Origin of the sequence: Pseudothioclava arenosa (genome assembly GCF_002358085.1) — a bacterium.
Classification (GTDB): Bacteria; Pseudomonadota; Alphaproteobacteria; order Rhodobacterales; family Rhodobacteraceae; genus Pseudothioclava; species Pseudothioclava arenosa.
The window spans coordinates 430,964-446,970 of record NZ_NTJD01000001.1; the positions used below are offsets into that span (position 1 = coordinate 430,964).

19 protein-coding genes and 2 tRNA genes are annotated in these 16,007 nt (G+C 66.0%); 18 read left to right on the top strand and 3 right to left on the bottom strand.

Going from position 1 to position 16,007, the window contains the following annotated elements:
- The first annotated feature begins 2 nt into the window (after positions 1 to 2).
- Genes CLN94_RS02115 through CLN94_RS02125 form a run of 3 tightly spaced genes read left to right on the top strand, consistent with a single transcriptional unit; the run spans position 3 to position 3,607 of the window.
- Entirely contained in the window at positions 3 to 1,523 is a 1,521-nt protein-coding gene (locus CLN94_RS02115; protein ID WP_096430597.1) for a di-heme oxidoreductase family protein, read from the top strand.
- Positions 1,520 to 2,524, top strand: a complete 1,005-nt coding sequence (locus tag CLN94_RS02120) for an imelysin family protein (RefSeq protein ID WP_096430600.1) — start codon at positions 1,520 to 1,522, stop codon at positions 2,522 to 2,524. The genes CLN94_RS02115 and CLN94_RS02120 overlap by 4 nt, the downstream gene beginning before the upstream one ends.
- Positions 2,525 to 2,533: 9 nt before the next feature.
- Positions 2,534 to 3,607 carry a DUF1513 domain-containing protein gene (locus CLN94_RS02125; RefSeq protein WP_096430603.1) on the top strand — a complete coding sequence of 358 codons (1,074 nt, stop codon included), beginning with the start codon at positions 2,534 to 2,536 and terminating at the stop codon, positions 3,605 to 3,607.
- 161 nt (positions 3,608 to 3,768) lie between these two features.
- On the opposite strand, the gene CLN94_RS02130 is transcribed toward CLN94_RS02125, so the two are convergent.
- Positions 3,769 to 3,843 (bottom strand) — tRNA-Thr (locus CLN94_RS02130).
- 115 nt (positions 3,844 to 3,958) lie between these two features.
- On the opposite strand from CLN94_RS02130, the gene CLN94_RS13890 reads away from it, so the two are divergent.
- The 15 genes from CLN94_RS13890 (at position 3,959) to CLN94_RS02200 (ending at position 13,000) form a co-directional block, all read left to right on the top strand.
- Positions 3,959 to 4,120, top strand: a complete 162-nt coding sequence (locus tag CLN94_RS13890; protein WP_179300206.1) for a hypothetical protein — start codon at positions 3,959 to 3,961, stop codon at positions 4,118 to 4,120.
- 4 nt (positions 4,121 to 4,124) lie between these two features.
- Positions 4,125 to 5,393, top strand: a complete 1,269-nt coding sequence (murA, locus tag CLN94_RS02135; RefSeq protein WP_096430607.1) for a UDP-N-acetylglucosamine 1-carboxyvinyltransferase — start codon at positions 4,125 to 4,127, stop codon at positions 5,391 to 5,393.
- Positions 5,390 to 5,866: a DUF2948 family protein gene (locus CLN94_RS02140; RefSeq protein WP_096430610.1), complete on the top strand. Its 477-nt coding sequence runs from the start codon at positions 5,390 to 5,392 to the stop codon at positions 5,864 to 5,866. The genes murA and CLN94_RS02140 overlap by 4 nt, the downstream gene beginning before the upstream one ends.
- A 158-nt stretch (positions 5,867 to 6,024) precedes the next feature.
- On the top strand, positions 6,025 to 7,335 hold the full coding sequence (gene hisD / locus CLN94_RS02145; RefSeq protein WP_096430613.1) for a histidinol dehydrogenase: 1,311 nt from the start codon (positions 6,025 to 6,027) through the stop codon (positions 7,333 to 7,335).
- A gap of 1 nt (position 7,336) precedes the next feature.
- Positions 7,337 to 7,816: a UPF0262 family protein gene (locus CLN94_RS02150; protein WP_096430736.1), complete on the top strand. Its 480-nt coding sequence runs from the start codon at positions 7,337 to 7,339 to the stop codon at positions 7,814 to 7,816.
- 3 nt (positions 7,817 to 7,819) lie between these two features.
- The gene (locus CLN94_RS02155; protein WP_096430616.1) at positions 7,820 to 8,275 is read left to right on the top strand and encodes an arsenate-mycothiol transferase ArsC; all 456 of its coding nucleotides are present in this window, start codon (positions 7,820 to 7,822) and stop codon (positions 8,273 to 8,275) included.
- A 3-nt stretch (positions 8,276 to 8,278) separates the two neighbouring features.
- On the top strand, positions 8,279 to 8,686 hold the full coding sequence (locus CLN94_RS02160; protein ID WP_096430619.1) for a ketosteroid isomerase-related protein: 408 nt from the start codon (positions 8,279 to 8,281) through the stop codon (positions 8,684 to 8,686).
- On the top strand, positions 8,686 to 9,273 hold the full coding sequence (locus CLN94_RS02165; RefSeq protein WP_096430621.1) for a GNAT family N-acetyltransferase: 588 nt from the start codon (positions 8,686 to 8,688) through the stop codon (positions 9,271 to 9,273). Before CLN94_RS02160 ends, CLN94_RS02165 begins: the two co-directional genes overlap by 1 nt.
- Positions 9,270 to 10,172: a carbon-nitrogen hydrolase family protein gene (locus tag CLN94_RS02170; protein WP_096430623.1), complete on the top strand. Its 903-nt coding sequence runs from the start codon at positions 9,270 to 9,272 to the stop codon at positions 10,170 to 10,172. The genes CLN94_RS02165 and CLN94_RS02170 overlap by 4 nt, the downstream gene beginning before the upstream one ends.
- An 81-nt stretch (positions 10,173 to 10,253) precedes the next feature.
- Positions 10,254 to 10,472, top strand: a complete 219-nt coding sequence (gene infA, locus CLN94_RS02175) for a translation initiation factor IF-1 (protein WP_096430625.1) — start codon at positions 10,254 to 10,256, stop codon at positions 10,470 to 10,472.
- A 5-nt stretch (positions 10,473 to 10,477) separates the two neighbouring features.
- Positions 10,478 to 11,050 carry a Maf family protein gene (locus CLN94_RS02180; protein WP_096430627.1) on the top strand — a complete coding sequence of 191 codons (573 nt, stop codon included), beginning with the start codon at positions 10,478 to 10,480 and terminating at the stop codon, positions 11,048 to 11,050.
- Positions 11,047 to 12,087 carry a ribonuclease E/G gene (locus CLN94_RS02185; protein ID WP_096430629.1) on the top strand — a complete coding sequence of 347 codons (1,041 nt, stop codon included), beginning with the start codon at positions 11,047 to 11,049 and terminating at the stop codon, positions 12,085 to 12,087. The genes CLN94_RS02180 and CLN94_RS02185 overlap by 4 nt, the downstream gene beginning before the upstream one ends.
- A complete protein-coding gene (locus tag CLN94_RS02190; RefSeq protein ID WP_096430631.1) occupies positions 12,084 to 12,269 on the top strand; it encodes a DNA gyrase inhibitor YacG in 186 nt (61 codons plus the stop codon). Before CLN94_RS02185 ends, CLN94_RS02190 begins: the two co-directional genes overlap by 4 nt.
- Before the next feature lie 175 nt (positions 12,270 to 12,444).
- Positions 12,445 to 12,520 (top strand) — tRNA-Phe (locus CLN94_RS02195).
- 255 nt (positions 12,521 to 12,775) lie between these two features.
- Positions 12,776 to 13,000, top strand: a complete 225-nt coding sequence (locus tag CLN94_RS02200; RefSeq protein ID WP_096430634.1) for a helix-turn-helix transcriptional regulator — start codon at positions 12,776 to 12,778, stop codon at positions 12,998 to 13,000.
- 241 nt (positions 13,001 to 13,241) lie between these two features.
- Here the strand turns inward: CLN94_RS02200 and CLN94_RS02205 are convergent, their stop codons facing one another.
- Positions 13,242 to 13,643, bottom strand: coding sequence for a helix-turn-helix transcriptional regulator (locus CLN94_RS02205; RefSeq protein WP_096430636.1), 402 nt, complete (start codon positions 13,641 to 13,643; stop codon positions 13,242 to 13,244).
- Between the two features lie 169 nt (positions 13,644 to 13,812).
- A complete protein-coding gene (locus tag CLN94_RS02210; protein WP_245845026.1) occupies positions 13,813 to 15,063 on the bottom strand; it encodes a Fic family protein in 1,251 nt (416 codons plus the stop codon).
- Positions 15,064 to 16,007: the final 944 nt, after the last annotated feature.

Genomic DNA, 16,007 nt, shown 5'->3' on the forward strand with positions numbered 1-16,007 from the left:
CCATGAACAAACCTGCCGCCTCCCTGCTGATCGCCGTGACCCTTGCCGCCTTGCCGCGCGCGGGGGGCGCTGATCCGCGCCTGAACGAGCCGCATCTGGCCCTGCGCCCGCTTGCGCCCGATCAGGCGGCGCGGGCCGAGGCGATTCTGGCTTCCGGTCCCGAAACCGGGCAGGCCGAAGCCTTCGAGGCCAATTCGGGCGGGGTCGCCACCACCCAAGGCCAAAGCTTCCGCGACATCCTGCCGGGCCTGTCTGACGAGGCCCGGATGCAGGCCACGCTGGGCGAGGCGCTGTTCGACAAGCTCTGGGTCGCGGCGCCCTCGACCACGCGCGCCTCGGACGGGCTTGGGCCGGTCTTCAATGCGCGCTCCTGCGCGGGCTGTCATCCGGGCGGCGGGCGCGGGCGACCCGAGCCTGAGGGCATCTCGGGGCTGGTTGCGCGGCTCTCGAATCCGACGGCAGCCGGGGCGCCCGACCCCGATTTGGTCGCGCTGGGTGCGTGGCACCCGATCGGTGGCGACCCAGTGTTCGGTCGTCAGCTCAACACCCGGGCGCTGCCGGAATTGCCGCCCGAGGGGCAGCTGTCGATCGACTGGATCGAGGAAAAAGTCTCGCTGTCTGGCGGTGAGGTGGCCCATCTGCGTCGCCCCCGTGCCCGCGTGAAGGATGCTGGGCAGGGCGCGCTTGCGCCCGAGACCCGGGTCGACCTGCGCGTCGCGCCGCAGATGATCGGGCTTGGCCTTCTGGAGGCGATCCCGGCGGCGGCGATCCTGGAGCAGGCCGACCCGGAGGATGCCGATGGCGATGGTATCTCGGGGCGCGCCGCGGTTGCGCCCTCGCGCCAGCACGGCCAGCCGATGCTGGGCCGCTTTGGCCACAAGGCGCAGGTCGCGACGCTTGCCGACATGAGCGCCTCGGCGCTGTTCCACGATCTGGGCCTGTCCTCGCCGCTCTATCCGCAGCCCGAGGGCGATTGCGCCAGTGCCGCCTGCGCGGCCCTTCCCGATGGCGAGGACGCGGGCCTGCGCGACGGGCGCGAAGTCTCTGCCGAGGCCGTCGCCGCGCTGACCCGCTATGCCGGCGCGCTGGCCGTGCCCGCCCGCCGCGCGGTTGACGACCCGCAGGTTCTGGCCGGCAAGGCCGCGTTCCATGACGCTGGCTGCGCTGCCTGTCACCGCCCGAAACAGCTGACCCACCAGCTGGTCGACGACCCCGCGCGCAGCTTCCAGCTGATCTGGCCCTATACCGACCTTCTGTTGCACGACATGGGGCCGGAGCTCGCCGCTGCGGCGCCCGAGGGCGCGGCCTCTGCCTCGGAATGGCGCACGCCGCCGCTTTGGGGCATCGGGCTGAGCGCGCAGGTCACCGGCCCGCCCGCGACCTATCTGCATGACGGGCGCGCGCGATCGTTACTCGAAGCGACGCTTTGGCACGGTGGCGAAGCCGAAGCCGCCCGTGATAGGGTCGCCGCGATGGCGCGCGAGGCCCGCGCTGCCCTGATCCGATTTCTGGAGAGCCTATGACCCGTTCCCTTCTCGCCCGTTTCGCCGCCTCTTCCGCGCTTGTCGCCGCGCTGGTTGCGCCCGCCGGTGCAGATGTGCCCGAGGCGATTTCCAAGGAAATCCTGCCCGGCTATCAGGCCTTTGCCGCGGCCTCTGAGACACTGGCCGAGGCCGCGCGTCAGGATTGCTCCGCCGAGGCGCTGCGCGGCCCCTGGAACGCGGCGTTCGATGCCTGGATGGGGGTTGCGCATCTGCGCCTTGGACCGGTCGAGGATCAGGGCCGGGCGCTTGCCATTGCCTTCTGGCCCGACCCCAAGGCCACCGGCGCGCGCAAGCAACGCGAGATGATCGAGGCCGCCGATCCGGCCCTGCTTGAGCCCGGCGCGCTGGCGCAGGCCTCGGTCGCGGCGCGCGGGCTGTTCGGGCTGGGTCGCCTCCTTCATGGCGAGATGGAAAACGGGGTGCCCTATGTCTGTGACCTGCGCCGCGCGCTGGCCGAAGACATGGCGCGGATGGCGGGCGAGATCGTCACCGACTGGGGCCCCTATTCCGAGCTGCTGCTTAGCGCGGGCGCCGAGGGTAACACCACCTTCCTCAACCCCGAAGAGGCGCGCCAGGCGCTGTTCACACAGCTGATCTCGGGGCTCGAATTCAACGCCGACCAGCGGCTCGGGCGGCCCTTGGGCAGCTTCGACAAACCCCGCCCCGAACGCGCCGAGGCGCTGCCCGCCCAACGCGCCCGCGCCGATGTCGCGCTGTCGCTCGCTGCGCTGAAGGCGCTGGCCGGGGCGCTGGCGCAGGGCGTCGGCGATATCCCGAAAACCGAGGCCGCGTTTGATCGCGCGCTGGCGCAGGCCGACTGGCCCGAAGACCCGGCCTTTGCCGCCGTCGCCGATCCGGGCGGGCGGCTCAAGGTCGAGATCCTGCAGCAGTCGATCCGGCTCGCCCGCGACGCCGCGCTGGAAGAACTGGGCGGGCTGCTGGGCGTGTCGGCCGGGTTTAACGCCGCCGACGGAGACTGAAAGGACCCCATGATGCAACGTCGCGCTTTCCTCGCCTCGCTGGCCGCCGCAACCGCGCTGCCGCGCGCAAGCTGGGCCGATGCCGGCTCGCCCGCCTATCTGGCGGCGGCGGCAGACGGGGCCGGGGCCTATTTCCTCTGCGGCATCAGCGCCGCAGGCGCGCGCCTGTTCAGCCTGCCGATGCCCGGGCGCGGCCATGCCGCCACCGCCCATCCGACCCGCCCCGAGGCCGTGGCCTTCGCCCGCCGCCCGGGCACTTTCGCGCTGGTCATCGATTGCGCAAGCGGCACCACCTCGGCCCGGCTGACCCCGCCCGAGGGGCGCCAGTTCAACGGCCACGGCGCCTATTCCGCCGATGGCGCAGTGCTCTTCACCTCCGAGGTCGTGGCCGAGGGCTCCGAGGGCCGCGTCGGCGTCTGGGACGCGGCGCGCGGCTACCAACGCATCGGCGAATTCGCCAGCGGCGGCATCGGCCCGCATGAAATTTTGCGACTGCCGGGCTCCGAAACGCTGGTCATCGCAAACGGCGGCATCCAGACCGACCCGAGCGACCGCACGCCGCTCAACCTCGACCGGATGCGCCCAAACCTCGCCTATCTCTCACCCGAGGGCGCGCTGCTCGAACAGGTCGAGCTGCCCGAGCTGTGGCAGAACTCGATCCGCCACCTCGGGATCGCCTCGGACGGGCTCGTGGCCTTCGCGATGCAATGGCAGGGTGACCTGATGGAGCCGGTGCCGCTCCTGGGCCTCCATCGTCGGGGCGAGGCGCCGATTCTCTGCGATCCCGCCCCCGAAGAGATTTTCGCGATGAAGGGCTATGCCGGGTCCGTCGCCTTCGCGCCGGGCGGCCAGGAGGTCGCCATCACCAGCCCGCGTGGCGGCCGCGTGCAGGCCTTCTCGCGCAAGGGCGACCCACTCTGGTCGGTCGCCCGCGCCGATATCTGCGGGCTTGGCCCCTGCACCGAGGGCGGCTTTGTCGCAACCGACGGGCAGGGCCTCGTCGCCCGCCTCGATCAAGGCGCGCTGCACCCCCTCGAACGCGACTCGCTCTCGTGGGACAATCACCTCGTCTCGCTGCTCTGAGCACGCGAGCAATCCATCAGGGGCGCGGCCTGTCCCGCGCTCCTGCCGCTATCCCCTTCATTTTGCCGAAAATATCCCGGGGTGAATGGCCGCAGGCCAAAGGGGCAGCGCCCCTGAGCACCGCAAAGCGCAGTGCCAAAATTCAACAATCTGGGGAAGGATGGTGCTGTGAGAGAGGATTGAACTCTCGACCTCTCCCTTACCAAGGGAGTGCTCTACCACTGAGCTACCACAGCGCCGGTTCGGTCTGTTTCGACCGTGGGCGGGGATTTAGCGGCATTCGCCGGAGCGTGCAAGCCCAAATCTCGACTTCTCTCGACAGGATTTTGCCAAGACGTTAGAGAGGGGTCGATGAACCAGAACAACACCCCTGCCGGCGGCGGAAAGTCGAAATCCGAGATCGAGCGCGAAGAGCGTTTGCGCGCAGCGCTGCGGGCGAATCTGCACCGCCGCAAGGCGCAGGCTCGCGCGCGTCAGGCCGAGGATACGGGCAGCGAGAACGAGGACGAGTAAGCGCATGGACCAGATCATTGTTCACGGCAACGGCCCGCTGAGCGGCGAAATTCCGATCGCGGGGGCCAAGAACGCCTGCCTCGCGCTGATGCCGGCGACGCTCCTGTCGGACGAGCCGCTGACGCTGACCAACGCGCCGCGGCTCTCGGATATCGCCACGATGAAGCAGCTTCTGGCCTCGCTCGGCGCCGAGGTGACGCAGTTGCAAGACGGTCAGGTTCTGGCGATGTCGAGCCATGGCGAGATCACGCCGCATGCCGATTACGACATCGTGCGCAAGATGCGCGCCTCGAATCTGGTGCTCGGCCCGCTGCTGGCGCGGCTCGGTCATGCGGTGGTGTCGCTGCCGGGCGGATGCGCGATCGGTGCGCGCCCGATGGACATCCATATCGACGCGCTCGAAGCGCTGGGCGCGCAGATCGAGCTGAAAGACGGCTATCTGCATGCGAAGACGCAGGGCGGGCTGCGCGGTGCGGTGCATGAAATGCGCTTCGCCTCGGTCGGCGCGACCGAGAACTTCCTTATGGCGGCGGTGCTGGCCAAGGGCACTTCGGTGCTCAAGAACGCCGCGCGCGAACCCGAAATCGTCGATCTGGCCGATTGCCTGCGCAAGATGGGCGCGCAGATCGAGGGCGACGGCAGCTCGACCATCGAGATCCAGGGCGTCGACCGCCTGCATGGCGCGACCCACCCGGTGGTGACCGACCGCATCGAGCTGGGCACCTACATGCTCGCCCCCGCCATTGCCGGCGGCGAGGTCGAATGCCTCGGCGGCAAGATTTCTCTGGTCGAAAGCTTCTGTGAAAAGCTCGACGCCGCCGGGATCTCAGTCGAGGAAACCGCGCGCGGGCTCAAGGTGAAGCGCAAGGGCGATCGCATCCGCGCCGTCGACATCGTGACCGAGCCTTTCCCCGGTTTCCCGACCGACCTGCAGGCGCAGATGATGGCGCTTCTGTGCACCGCCGAGGGCACCTCGGTCCTCGAGGAAACCATCTTCGAAAACCGCTTCATGCACGCCCCCGAACTCGCCCGCATGGGCGCGCATATCGAGGTCCATGGCGGCCACGCGACCGTGCATGGCGTCGAGCGGCTGAGGGGGGCGCCGGTGATGGCGACCGACCTGCGGGCCTCGGTGTCGCTGATCCTTGCCGGCCTCGCCGCCGAGGGCGAAACCATCGTCCGCCGCGTCTATCACCTCGATCGCGGCTATGAACGGCTGGTGCGCAAGCTCAAGGGCGTGGGCGCCAAGATCGAGCGGGTGAAAGAGGAATGAGTGACGCGCGCTTCGAAGACGCGGGCGAAAGCCCGCTCGCGCTCCGCGCCGAAAGCGCCGAAGACCTCGGCGTGATCGCGGCGCTGGTCCAAGACGCGGTGCTGCCGATCACCGAGATCTCGTGGGAGGCCAAATCCCGCCGCCTCGCCTTCCTGGTCAACCGCTTCCGCTGGGAGGATCAGGCGCAGGCAGAGGCCGCGCGCCGCCCGTTCGAACGCGTGCAGTCGCTCCTGGTGATCTCGGGCGTAACCGGCGTCGCCTCGACCGGCATCGACCGCCATGACCGCGACATGATCCTCTCGATTCTCGATCTCGGCTTCGAGCCCGGCGAAGACGGCGCGGGGCAGGTGATCGTCACGCTCGCGGGCGACGGCGCCATTGCCGCGCGCGTCGAATGCCTCGAGGTCGACCTGCGCGACGTCACGCGCCCTTACCGTGCGGTCTCGGGCCACGCGCCACACCACCCGGACTGACCCTCCCTTCTTCTTGGTCCAAATACGCAGCGCCTGCGCCGTCCGCGCCCCGACCGGGCAGGCGCGGCAGATTTGCCGCGTGCCAGCGCCGCTTGCGGTTCGGCGCTTGCCGATGCGGCGGCAAGCCATTATCCCCGATCAGGACCAAGGAGACCGTCATGCCGCATTTCCTCGACACCAGCGCCGCCGATTTCGAGACCCGCTTCACCGAGTTGCTCGGCATGAAGCGCGAGGACAGCCCCGATGTCGATGCCGTCGTCGCGGGGATCATCGCGGATGTGCGCGCGCGCGGCGATGCGGCGGTGATCGAGCTGACCGAGAAATTCGACCGCCTCGCGCTGACGCCCGAAACGCTGGCCTTTTCCGAGGCCGAGATCGAGGCCGAGATCGCCAAGGTCTCGCCCGAGGAGAGCGCGGCGCTGGAACTCGCGGCGGAGCGTATCCGCGCCTATCATGTCCGCCAGATGCCCGAAGACGCGCTCTGGCGCGAAGAGACGGGCGCCGAGCTTGGCTGGCGCTGGACGCCGGTTTCGGCGGCGGGGCTTTATGTGCCGGGCGGGTTGGCGAGCTACCCGTCCTCGGTGCTGATGAACGCGATCCCTGCCAAGGTCGCCGGGGTCGAGCGGCTGGTCGTCGTCTGCCCGACGCCGGGCGGCGTGGTGAACCCGCTGGTTCTGCTGGCCGCGCGGATCGCGGGGGTCGATGCGATCTACCGGATCGGCGGCGCGCAGGCGGTGGCGGCGCTGGCCTATGGCACCGCGACGATCGCGCCCGTCGACAAGATCACCGGCCCCGGCAATGCCTTTGTCGCCGCAGCCAAGCGCCGCGTCTTTGGCAAGGTTGGCATCGACATGATCGCCGGCCCCTCCGAGATTCTGGTGATTTCCGACGGCTCGACCGACCCCGACTGGATCGCCATCGACCTGCTCAGCCAGGCCGAGCATGACGAAAGCGCGCAGTCGATCCTGATCACCCCCGATGCCGCGCATGGCCGGGCCGTGGTCGCCGCGGTCGAGAAACGCCTCGAAACGCTGGAACGGCGCGCGATCGCGGGGCCGAGCTGGCGCGATTTCGGCGCGGTGGTGGTCACGCGCGATCTGGCCGAGGCGGCGGCGCTCTCGAACCGCGTGGCGCCCGAGCACCTTGAGCTGTGCGTCGAGGACCCGGATGCGCTGTCTGACCAGATCACCCATGCGGGTGCGATTTTCCTTGGCGCTTACACGCCCGAGGCGATCGGCGATTATATCGGCGGTCCGAACCACGTCCTGCCCACCGCCCGTTCGGCGCGGTTTTCCTCGGGATTGTCGGTTCTGGACTTTCTCAAGCGCACGACCCTTGCCAAGATGACCCCGGCCGCTCTGAAGGCGATCGGGCCCTCGGCCGAGGTTCTGGCGCGCTCGGAAAGCCTTGAGGCACATGGGCTTTCTGTGCGGGCGCGACTGGCGGCGCTGAATGAAGGAGACGAGTGAGATGACGCGTATCGTCAAGCTGGAGATCGACGACAGCGGCCTGCCCGCGCCCACCCCCGAGATCGAGCAGGAACGTCGCGTCGCCGTTTTCGACCTGCTTGAAGACAACAGTTTCGCAATTCCCGGCCGCGATGACATGCCCGCGCCCGAAGGCCCCTTTGCGCTGACGCTTGCGGTGCGCGACGGTCGCCTTGTCTTCGACACCGAAACCGAATCCGGCGAGAAAGTGGTGGAGTTCCACCTGAGCTTCGGCCCGTTCCGGCAGGTGGTGAAGGATTACTTCCAGATCTGCGAAAGCTATTTCGAGGCGGTCAAACGCCTGCCGCCGAGCCAGATCGAGGCGATCGACATGGCGCGCCGCGGCATCCACAACGAAGGCGCGCGCGTTTTGCAGGAGCGACTTGAGGGCAAGGCAGAGATTGATATCGACACGGCGCGGCGACTGTTTACTCTGGTCTGTGCGCTCACGCCGAGGAACTGAGCCATGCCCGATCTGCCCCACGCGGTGCTGTTCTGCTGCGATCATAACTCCACTCGTTCGCCGATGGCCGAGGGGATGATGAAGAAGTTTTACGGCACCGAATGCTACGTGCAGTCGGTGGGGGTGAAGGCCGAGCTGGATATCGACGGTTTCACGATCTCGGTGATGCATGAGATCGGTGTCGACCTGTCGCGCCACCGCGTGCGCAACTTCGATCAGCTTTCCGAGATGGGCGACGATCTGGGCACCTTCGATCTGGTGGTCGCGCTGTCGCCCGCCTCGCATGCCCAGGCGCAGGAACTGGCGCGCTTCAACCATATCGAGGTCGACTTCTGGCCGATCACCGACCCGACCGGCTGCGGCGAAAACCGCGAGGCCAAGCTGTCGGCCTATCGCCATACCCGCGACGAGATCCGCGCGCGCATGATCGCGCGTTTCGGCGCCCCAACTCAGGACTGAACGATGCCCCGCGCGACCGCCCTTGCCACGATTTCCGACTATTATGACGCGTTCAACGCTGGCGATACCGCCGCGATGGAGGCGCTTCTGACCGATGATTTCGAGCATCACGTCAACGAAGGCCAGATCCGCAAGGGCGTGGAGAAATTCCGCGAATTCAACGCCCATATGACGCGCTGCTACCGTGAAAATCTGACCGATATCGTGGTGATGGCCAATGACGCGGGCACGCGCGCGGCCGCCGAATTCGTGGTGAACGGCGTCTATCTGCAGACCGACGCCGGTCTGCCCGAAGCGCGCGGCCAAAGCTATATTCTGCCCGCCGGCACGTTCTTCACGCTGCGCGACGGGCGCATTCAGCGCGTCACCACCTATTACAACCTCGCCGACTGGATCGCGCAGGTCGGCTGATGGCACTTGAGATCCGCACGCTGACCGGTCCGGCGCTCGATGCGGCGCTTGACGATGTGGCGCGGCTGCGGATCGCGGTGTTTCGCGACTGGCCCTATATCTACGACGGCTCGCTCGACTACGAGCGGCGCTATCTGGAGAGCTACCGTAATTCGGAGGCGGCGGTGGTGGTTGGCGCATTCGATGGCGCGCGGCTGGTGGGCGCGGCGACGGGTACCCTGCTCGAAGATCATTCCGACGATTTCGCCGCCGCCTTCGCGCCGACCGGCCTCAAGCTGCAAGACGTGTTCTATTGCGCCGAGTCGGTGCTCTTGCCCGAGTATCGCGGGCAGGGTGCGGGGCACGCGTTCTTCGACGCGCGCGAGGCCCATGCCCGTGCGCTGGGGCGCAGCTTTTCGGCCTTTTGTTCGGTGATCCGCCCCGCCGATCACCCGCTGCGTCCGGCCAGCTACCGCCCGCTCGATCCGTTCTGGCGCGCGCGGGTCTATGCGCCGATGCCGGGCGTGGTGGCGCGGTTCCGCTGGACCGATCTGGGCGATGCTGAGCAGACCGAGAAACAGCTTCAATTCTGGGGGCGGGCACTATGAGACGGGTTACCATTGCCGCTGCGGCCTATCCGCTGGACTGGCTGGAGGATTGGGGCGCCTATGAGGCCAAGATCCGCGCCTGGGTCGGGCATGGCGCCGCGCATGGTGCCGACCTGTTGGTCTTTCCCGAATATGGCGCGATGGAGCTTGCGAGCCTTGGCGGCCCCGCCGTCGCCGCCGATCTGGAGGCCTCGCTCGCCGAGGTGCTGCGCCACCGTGCCGCGATGGAGCGCCTGTTCGAGTCGCTCGCGCGTCAGTTCGAGCTTTATATCCTTGCGCCGTCGGGTCCGGTCGCGGCGGGCAACACGCGGCTGAACCGTGCCGCACTTTATGGCCCCTCGGGGCCGATCGGGGCGCAGGACAAGGCGATCATGACCCGGTTCGAGCGCGAAGACTGGACGATCTCGGCGGGGCAGGGGCTGCAGCTCTTCGAGACCGCGCTGGGCCGGATCGGCGTGCTGATCTGCTATGACAGCGAATTTCCCCTGCTGGCGCGTGCGCTTTGCGAGGCGGGGGCCGAGATGCTGCTGGTACCTTCCTGCACCGACACGGTCGCGGGCTATACGCGGGTGCGAGTGGGCGCGATGGCGCGCGCGTTGGAAAACCAATGCGTCGTGGTGCAGGCGCCGACCGTGGGCATGGCCGACTGGTGCCCCGCGATCGACGAGAACCGGGGCGCCGCGGCGATCTTCGGCCCGCCCGATCGCGGCTGGCCCGAGACCGGCGTCATCGCCGAAGGCGAGATGGACGCGCCGGGCTGGGTCGTCGGACAGGTGGATTTGAATCTGGTCGCTCTGAGTCGCGCGGATGGCGCGGTTTTGCCCTTCGCGCACTGGCCCGAGCAGGCTGCGCAGGCCTCTCACGTCACGATCCGGTGCGAATCCGCCCCCCTCGCTTGACATTTGCCTTGAATTCCGGGCGATCCGGGCGCATTTAGGCCACGCCCGCAGCTTTCGCGGGTGATGCACAATGGAGTGACCATGGCCAAGGAAGAAATGCTCGAATTCCCCGGTGTCGTGAAGGAACTCCTGCCGAATGCGACGTTTCGGGTCGAGCTGGAAAACGGCCATGAGATCATCGCACATATGGCAGGAAAGATGCGCAAGAACCGCATCCGCGTTCTGGCCGGCGACCGGGTTCAGGTGGAAATGAACACCTACGACCTCTCGAAAGGTCGCATCAACTACCGCTTCAAGTAAGCACCGTGAAGCTGATCCTCGGATCCGCAAGCCCGCGACGGCGTGAGTTGCTGGGCCAGATCGGCTACACCCCCGCCGAGATCCGCCCCGCCGATATCGACGAAACGCCGGTACGGGGCGAGCGCGCGCGCGACTATGTCGCCCGCATGGCGCGCGAAAAGGCGATGGCGCTTGAGTGCGCCGAGGCTGAGGTGATCCTCTCCGCCGATACCACCGTAACCTGTGGCCGCCGCATTCTGGGCAAGCCCGAGGATGAAAAGCAGGCGGCCGAGTTTCTCTGGCTCCTCTCGGGGCGGCGCCACCATGTGCTGACGGCGGTGGCGGTGCGCACGGCTTCCGGTCTGCGCGAACGTCTCGTCGATACCGTCGTGCGGTTTCGTCCGCTCTCGAATGCCGATGTGAACGGCTACCTCGCCTCGGGCGAATGGCACGGCAAGGCGGGCGGCTACGCGATTCAGGGCCATGCCGGGGCGTTCATCCCGTGGATTCAGGGCTCGTTTACCGGCGTTGTCGGGCTGCCGCTGGCTGAAACCGCCGCGCTTCTGGCCGCCGCCGGCCTGCAAGGAGATCAGCCATGAAGGGCCGTTCCGTGATTCTGGGTCAGGTTGCCGGGCGTGAGGCCGCGGCGCTGATGGTTGATGGCGAGTTGCACGACCTGCTGATCGACGCCTCTGACCTGGTGCCGCTGGCGCCCGGAGCGATCTGCCGCGCCAAGGTGGGCCGCCAGATGAAGGGGCAGGGCGGCGTGTTCGTCGATCTGCCCGATGGCGCGCGCGGCTTCCTGCGCGAGGTCAAGGGGCTTGCGCCGGGTCAGACCGTGATCGTCGAGGTTACTGGCGGGGTCGAGCCGGGCAAGGCGTTGCCGGTTTCGCTTCGGGTGCTGTTCAAGTCGCGCCTCGCGATCGTGACGCCCGGCGCGCCGGGGCTGAATGTCTCGCGCCGCATTCGCGATGAAGATACGCGCGCCGCGCTTCAGGCGCTGGCGGGCGAGGTGATGGACGGCTGCGATTTCGGCCTGATCCTGCGCTCGGCCTGTGAACATGCGTCCGAGACCGAGATCGCCGAAGACATCGCCGCGATGCGGGGCCTGGCCGAAGCGGTGACGGCCGACCTCGAAGGTCCGCCCGAATTGCTGGTCGATGCTCCCGGTCCCCACGAAGAGGCCTGGCGCGACTGGGCCGATCCTGCACCCGATGAGGTGCTGGAGGGCGATTTTGCCGAGCTGGGTGTGCTTGATGCGGTGGCGGCGCTGACCGATCCGCGCGTCGAGCTGCAAGGCGGCGCGCATATGATGATCGAGCCCACGCGCGCGCTGATCGCGGTCGATGTGAACACCGGCAATGACACCTCGCCCGCCGCCGCGCTCAAGGCCAATATCGCCGCCGCGCGCGAGCTGCCGCGCCAGCTGCGGCTGCGCGGCCTTGGCGGGCAGATCGTGATCGACTTCGCGCCGATGCCGAAACGCGACCGCCAGGTGCTCGAGCAGCAGATGCGTGTCTCGATCAAGGGCGAGGCGGAAAGCGCGCTGGCCGGGTGGACGCCGCTGGGCAATTTCGAGATGCAGCGCAAGCGTGACCGGATCGCCCGCGCGCCCCTGCTGAGGGGGCTGGAATGAGCTGCCCGATCTGCGCCAAGGGCAGCGATCCGAAATATCGCCCGTTCTGCTCGAAACGCTGTGCCGATGTCGATCTGGGGCGCTGGCTGCGTGGGGCTTACGTGATCCCGGGCACTCTCGCCGAAGAGGAAGAGCGCGCGTCCGAGGGCGCCCCCGCCGACCCCGACAAGCCGCTGCACTGACGCGGAACCCGTTGTTATTTATGCGTTAAGTGACGCTCTTTGGGCGGTCCGTCAGTGGCGCGCGCATAGTCTTCTGCGGTCGTGTGCCACGACATGAAAAAAATCCCGAAAACCCTCTGGACAGGTCCCGCGCCCTCGTCTAGTAACCCTCCACCGAAGGCCGCGAGGCCCGAGTGCCCGGATAGCTCAGTTGGTAGAGCAGCGGATTGAAAATCCGCGTGTCGGTGGTTCGAATCCGCCTCCGGGCACCACTAAAACTCCTTAAAAATAAGAGAAGTTCGTTAGCCCCTATCAGGGCTGTGCCATTCCGTTGCCATGCTGGGCTACATAGGGGCTACATTCTGGTCTTGGTTGCCTTTCTCGTGGAGTTAACATGCCTACCCGCGTCAGGATCGTGCATTACGGGAACTCGATTTTTTGCGCTCCCATGCGACAATCTCTAATTGCAGCCGAATAAGTAGATCAGAAGGGGCGGATTGTCTGGCCTAAGTCTGAGTATATACTTCATGGAAGCTACTAATCCCGAGCAATTTTTTCTGTCCGTTGAGCAGGTCGCTACCCGCTATGGCGTCTCAACCGACAGCATCTGGCGTTGGAGGAGCAAGGGCTCGTTTCCTGCGCCGGTCCGCATCGGAGATCGTTCTACGCGCTGGCGCCTTTCAGACTTGCTGGAGTATGAGGAGACGTTGCAGGCCTGTTTCGCGATGGATGCCGGCTTCTCCTTTTCCTGAGTAGTCGTCAGTTTCTGGGGGCGGAGGTTGCGCCCCGCCCCTAAGGAATGGCTTGATACGCCTAAGTCGGCGTCCCGCGCCTAAGACAGAAGTGCGGTCAGCGCTCTCACGCGCTCAGGGGTGACTTTTGGATCGCGACCGCATGAGATGACACGGATGAATTCGATCCACGCCTTCTCGTTCTCGGTCAGCTGGTTCCATGACCCCATCGGCGACTGCGGGGTCGTGATCGGCCCATCGATCATTGCCCGAAAATCCCCCGCAGCACGGAACGGGACCGGGCGGTCAGACGCGGGTCGCTGTTGCCAGACGCCTCGCGGATCTCGTAGAGCCACCCGCGCTCGTTCTCGGACACGGGCGTGCCGAACACCTCGACGATTGCGGTCGCCGCGGTGACGCCGACGGACTGTTCGAGCGCGAGCCGCATCAGCAGGGCCGGGTCTGCTTCCAGGGCTTTCGCTAAGGCGGGCACCCGATCAAGCGGGATCTTGTTCGCGCCGGATTTCAGAAGGCTCAGCATGTTCGCGTTCACGAAGCCGACTTCATGGGCGATCTTCTTCTGGGATTTCTTGTGTTTCAGATCGCGAACGCGCTCGGCAATGAAGCGGGCGCCGGGGCTGTCTTCGTAGGGTGTGTTCTTCACGGTCTCTCCTGTGTGTTGAAGCTGTGATACCGTGATACCGCGTGCGCTTACGCAGGTCGGGTGGGACCTCGCTCGAGCGCATAGGGAAGTAGAAGTCTTAGAAAGAACACGTAAGCGTGACGGGGGTGTGTTCTGGCGCCGTCAAGCGGGGCGATCGAACCCTCCGGGTTCAGCGCGTTGGTATTCCCGGAAGGGGTGGTGGTGGCGGGATATCGAGGGGCGCCTCGGTGAAGAGGTTTGGAAACAGGCGCTCGCGGTAAGCGAGGGGAAACGCGATCCTCACCGGGGTTTTGGGCGTCGAGGATTTCAGGAAACCGTCGCTCACCGCCTTGGAAAGAACCTCGCGCGCGGCTCGTTCTTTCAGTCCAAGCACTATCGGCGCATCTCCGCGCGCCATCTCGCCGAAGCGCAGGACGTGATCGACGAGCTTGACGATGCGGGTGTCTTCGGGATGCAGGTCGCGCAGGAGCGCCGTGTAGCGCATTTGCAGCGTCGTCAGGTCGAACATTGTGCTGGTGAAGCGGATCTGGTCCAGCATTACCGTCAGGAACCAGCCCGTGAACCCGTGCAGGGCGGTCATGGAGAGGTTCCCGCGCCCGTCACGGTCTCCTTGGCGTGGCATGTCCGCACGCGCCATCTCGGCCTTATACTCGCCGCTCTCGCGCAACCCGCGCGCCAGTCCGCGGCTAACCGACCAGAGGCCGTGGCCACCGATTCCCGCCTTGCGGATCATCGCGTGAGACATCAGTCGGCTGACGCGCCCATTCCCGTCCAGAAACGGATGAATGTAGTTGAAGCGGTGATGCGCCGCCGGGATCGACAGAATCTGCCCTGTTCGACCGCGTGTCAGTCCGAGATAGCGCTTCGAGAAATACGCCATGAAGTCCGAAAGGCGATGCGCCGACGGTGGCAGGTGTTGTCCGACCTCGACCTCCGGCCCTGGCGCGCGCATGACGCCTGGCACGATTTCGATCCGCTGGCCATGATGCGTGACGAAACGCAGATCCTCCGGCATGGCTTCGTAGAAGCGGCGATGGATGTCGAGGAGGAAGGCGAGGTCGCAGGGCTCGGGAAGGTTGCCGGTATCGGCGAGCGCATCGATCCATTCCTGCACGGCGATATGGGCGATGGCTTCCTGAACCAGCGCGCGCTTCTCCGGGGCGGGGTCTCGGCCTGCCATCGCGGCCTCGATATCGGCCGGGCGGGTGTTGTGACCTTCGATCAGGTTCGAGTAATAGGCGTTCATCAACCGAACGAGACTACGCAACTCGGCGGCGCTCTCAGGATGGAGGTCATGCCCTAAGTCGGAGGCCGCATCCCGGATCTCGATCACGCGGTCTGTCAGGGCTTCAGGGATCTGCTCCTCGATGCCACAAGGTTCGATCCGCGCCGGTGTTTCGAGCATGTTCGTGCCGATCATAAAAATATTCAATTACATGTTTTGTAACATGAATTCTGAGAGTGATAAAGATTCATGCCGATCTCTGATGCCGATGACGCATGCTGATATTCTAGGCGTGAGAGATGAACATCGATTGCTCGCTTGCCTGACGCGCGTCAGGCGCTCAGATCAGCACATGCCTGGAGCAGGGAAAGACATATGAGTAGGAACCAATCGCTAGCATGCGGGGCCGCGACAGCACCGAAAATTTGCGCTGACAGGGCGCTTGAAATGTAACCTGACAGATACCGTCAGGTTACATTTCGGGGCAAAAGGTAAAATTTAGGTCTAAAAAGGTAACATATAGCGCTCGAATCCGGTCTTTAGGCGACTTGAAGGGCTCGTAAATGTTACATGGCGCCCAAGGCGGACTCTCAAAGTTTCCTTATTTTATTGAGCTATTCAGGGCCACTTAACCGAAACGTTACCTGAAATCGCTGAATTCCGTGTTTTCTGGGAAAACGTCGCGATGACTGGACCAACTTGGCGGGTCGGGGAGAGGTATGAGGGGCATATCAGTAACGCCAAATGGGACGTCTGGCCCGATAAGCGTTTCAGTTGTCGTGGGCCGCAGGGCGCGACGGCACGGCTTAAGACAGCAGGCGCAGTCGTTGTTGCAGCCGTTTCGCATCCGCACTTGTCACTACTAGGGTTGCAGGTGCCTGAGTTGCCGTCTTGGACGGTCTCACGCCGCTCATACTGCCGCGCCACCGTTAGGGGCGCGCAAGGGCAGGTCGTGCGTCGGTCCTGCACACACGACCACCTGCGAACCTGCGGACCGCGTCAGGCACGTGCCCCTGCGCGCCTATGAAGGTGTTTGCGACTAGACATGCGGTGCGTGTCTCATGCGGGTGCAAGTATGCCACGAAAACGACGAGGTGGAGGGTTTGCTCGCGCAGGCGGACGGACTTGGGTGGCGCGCG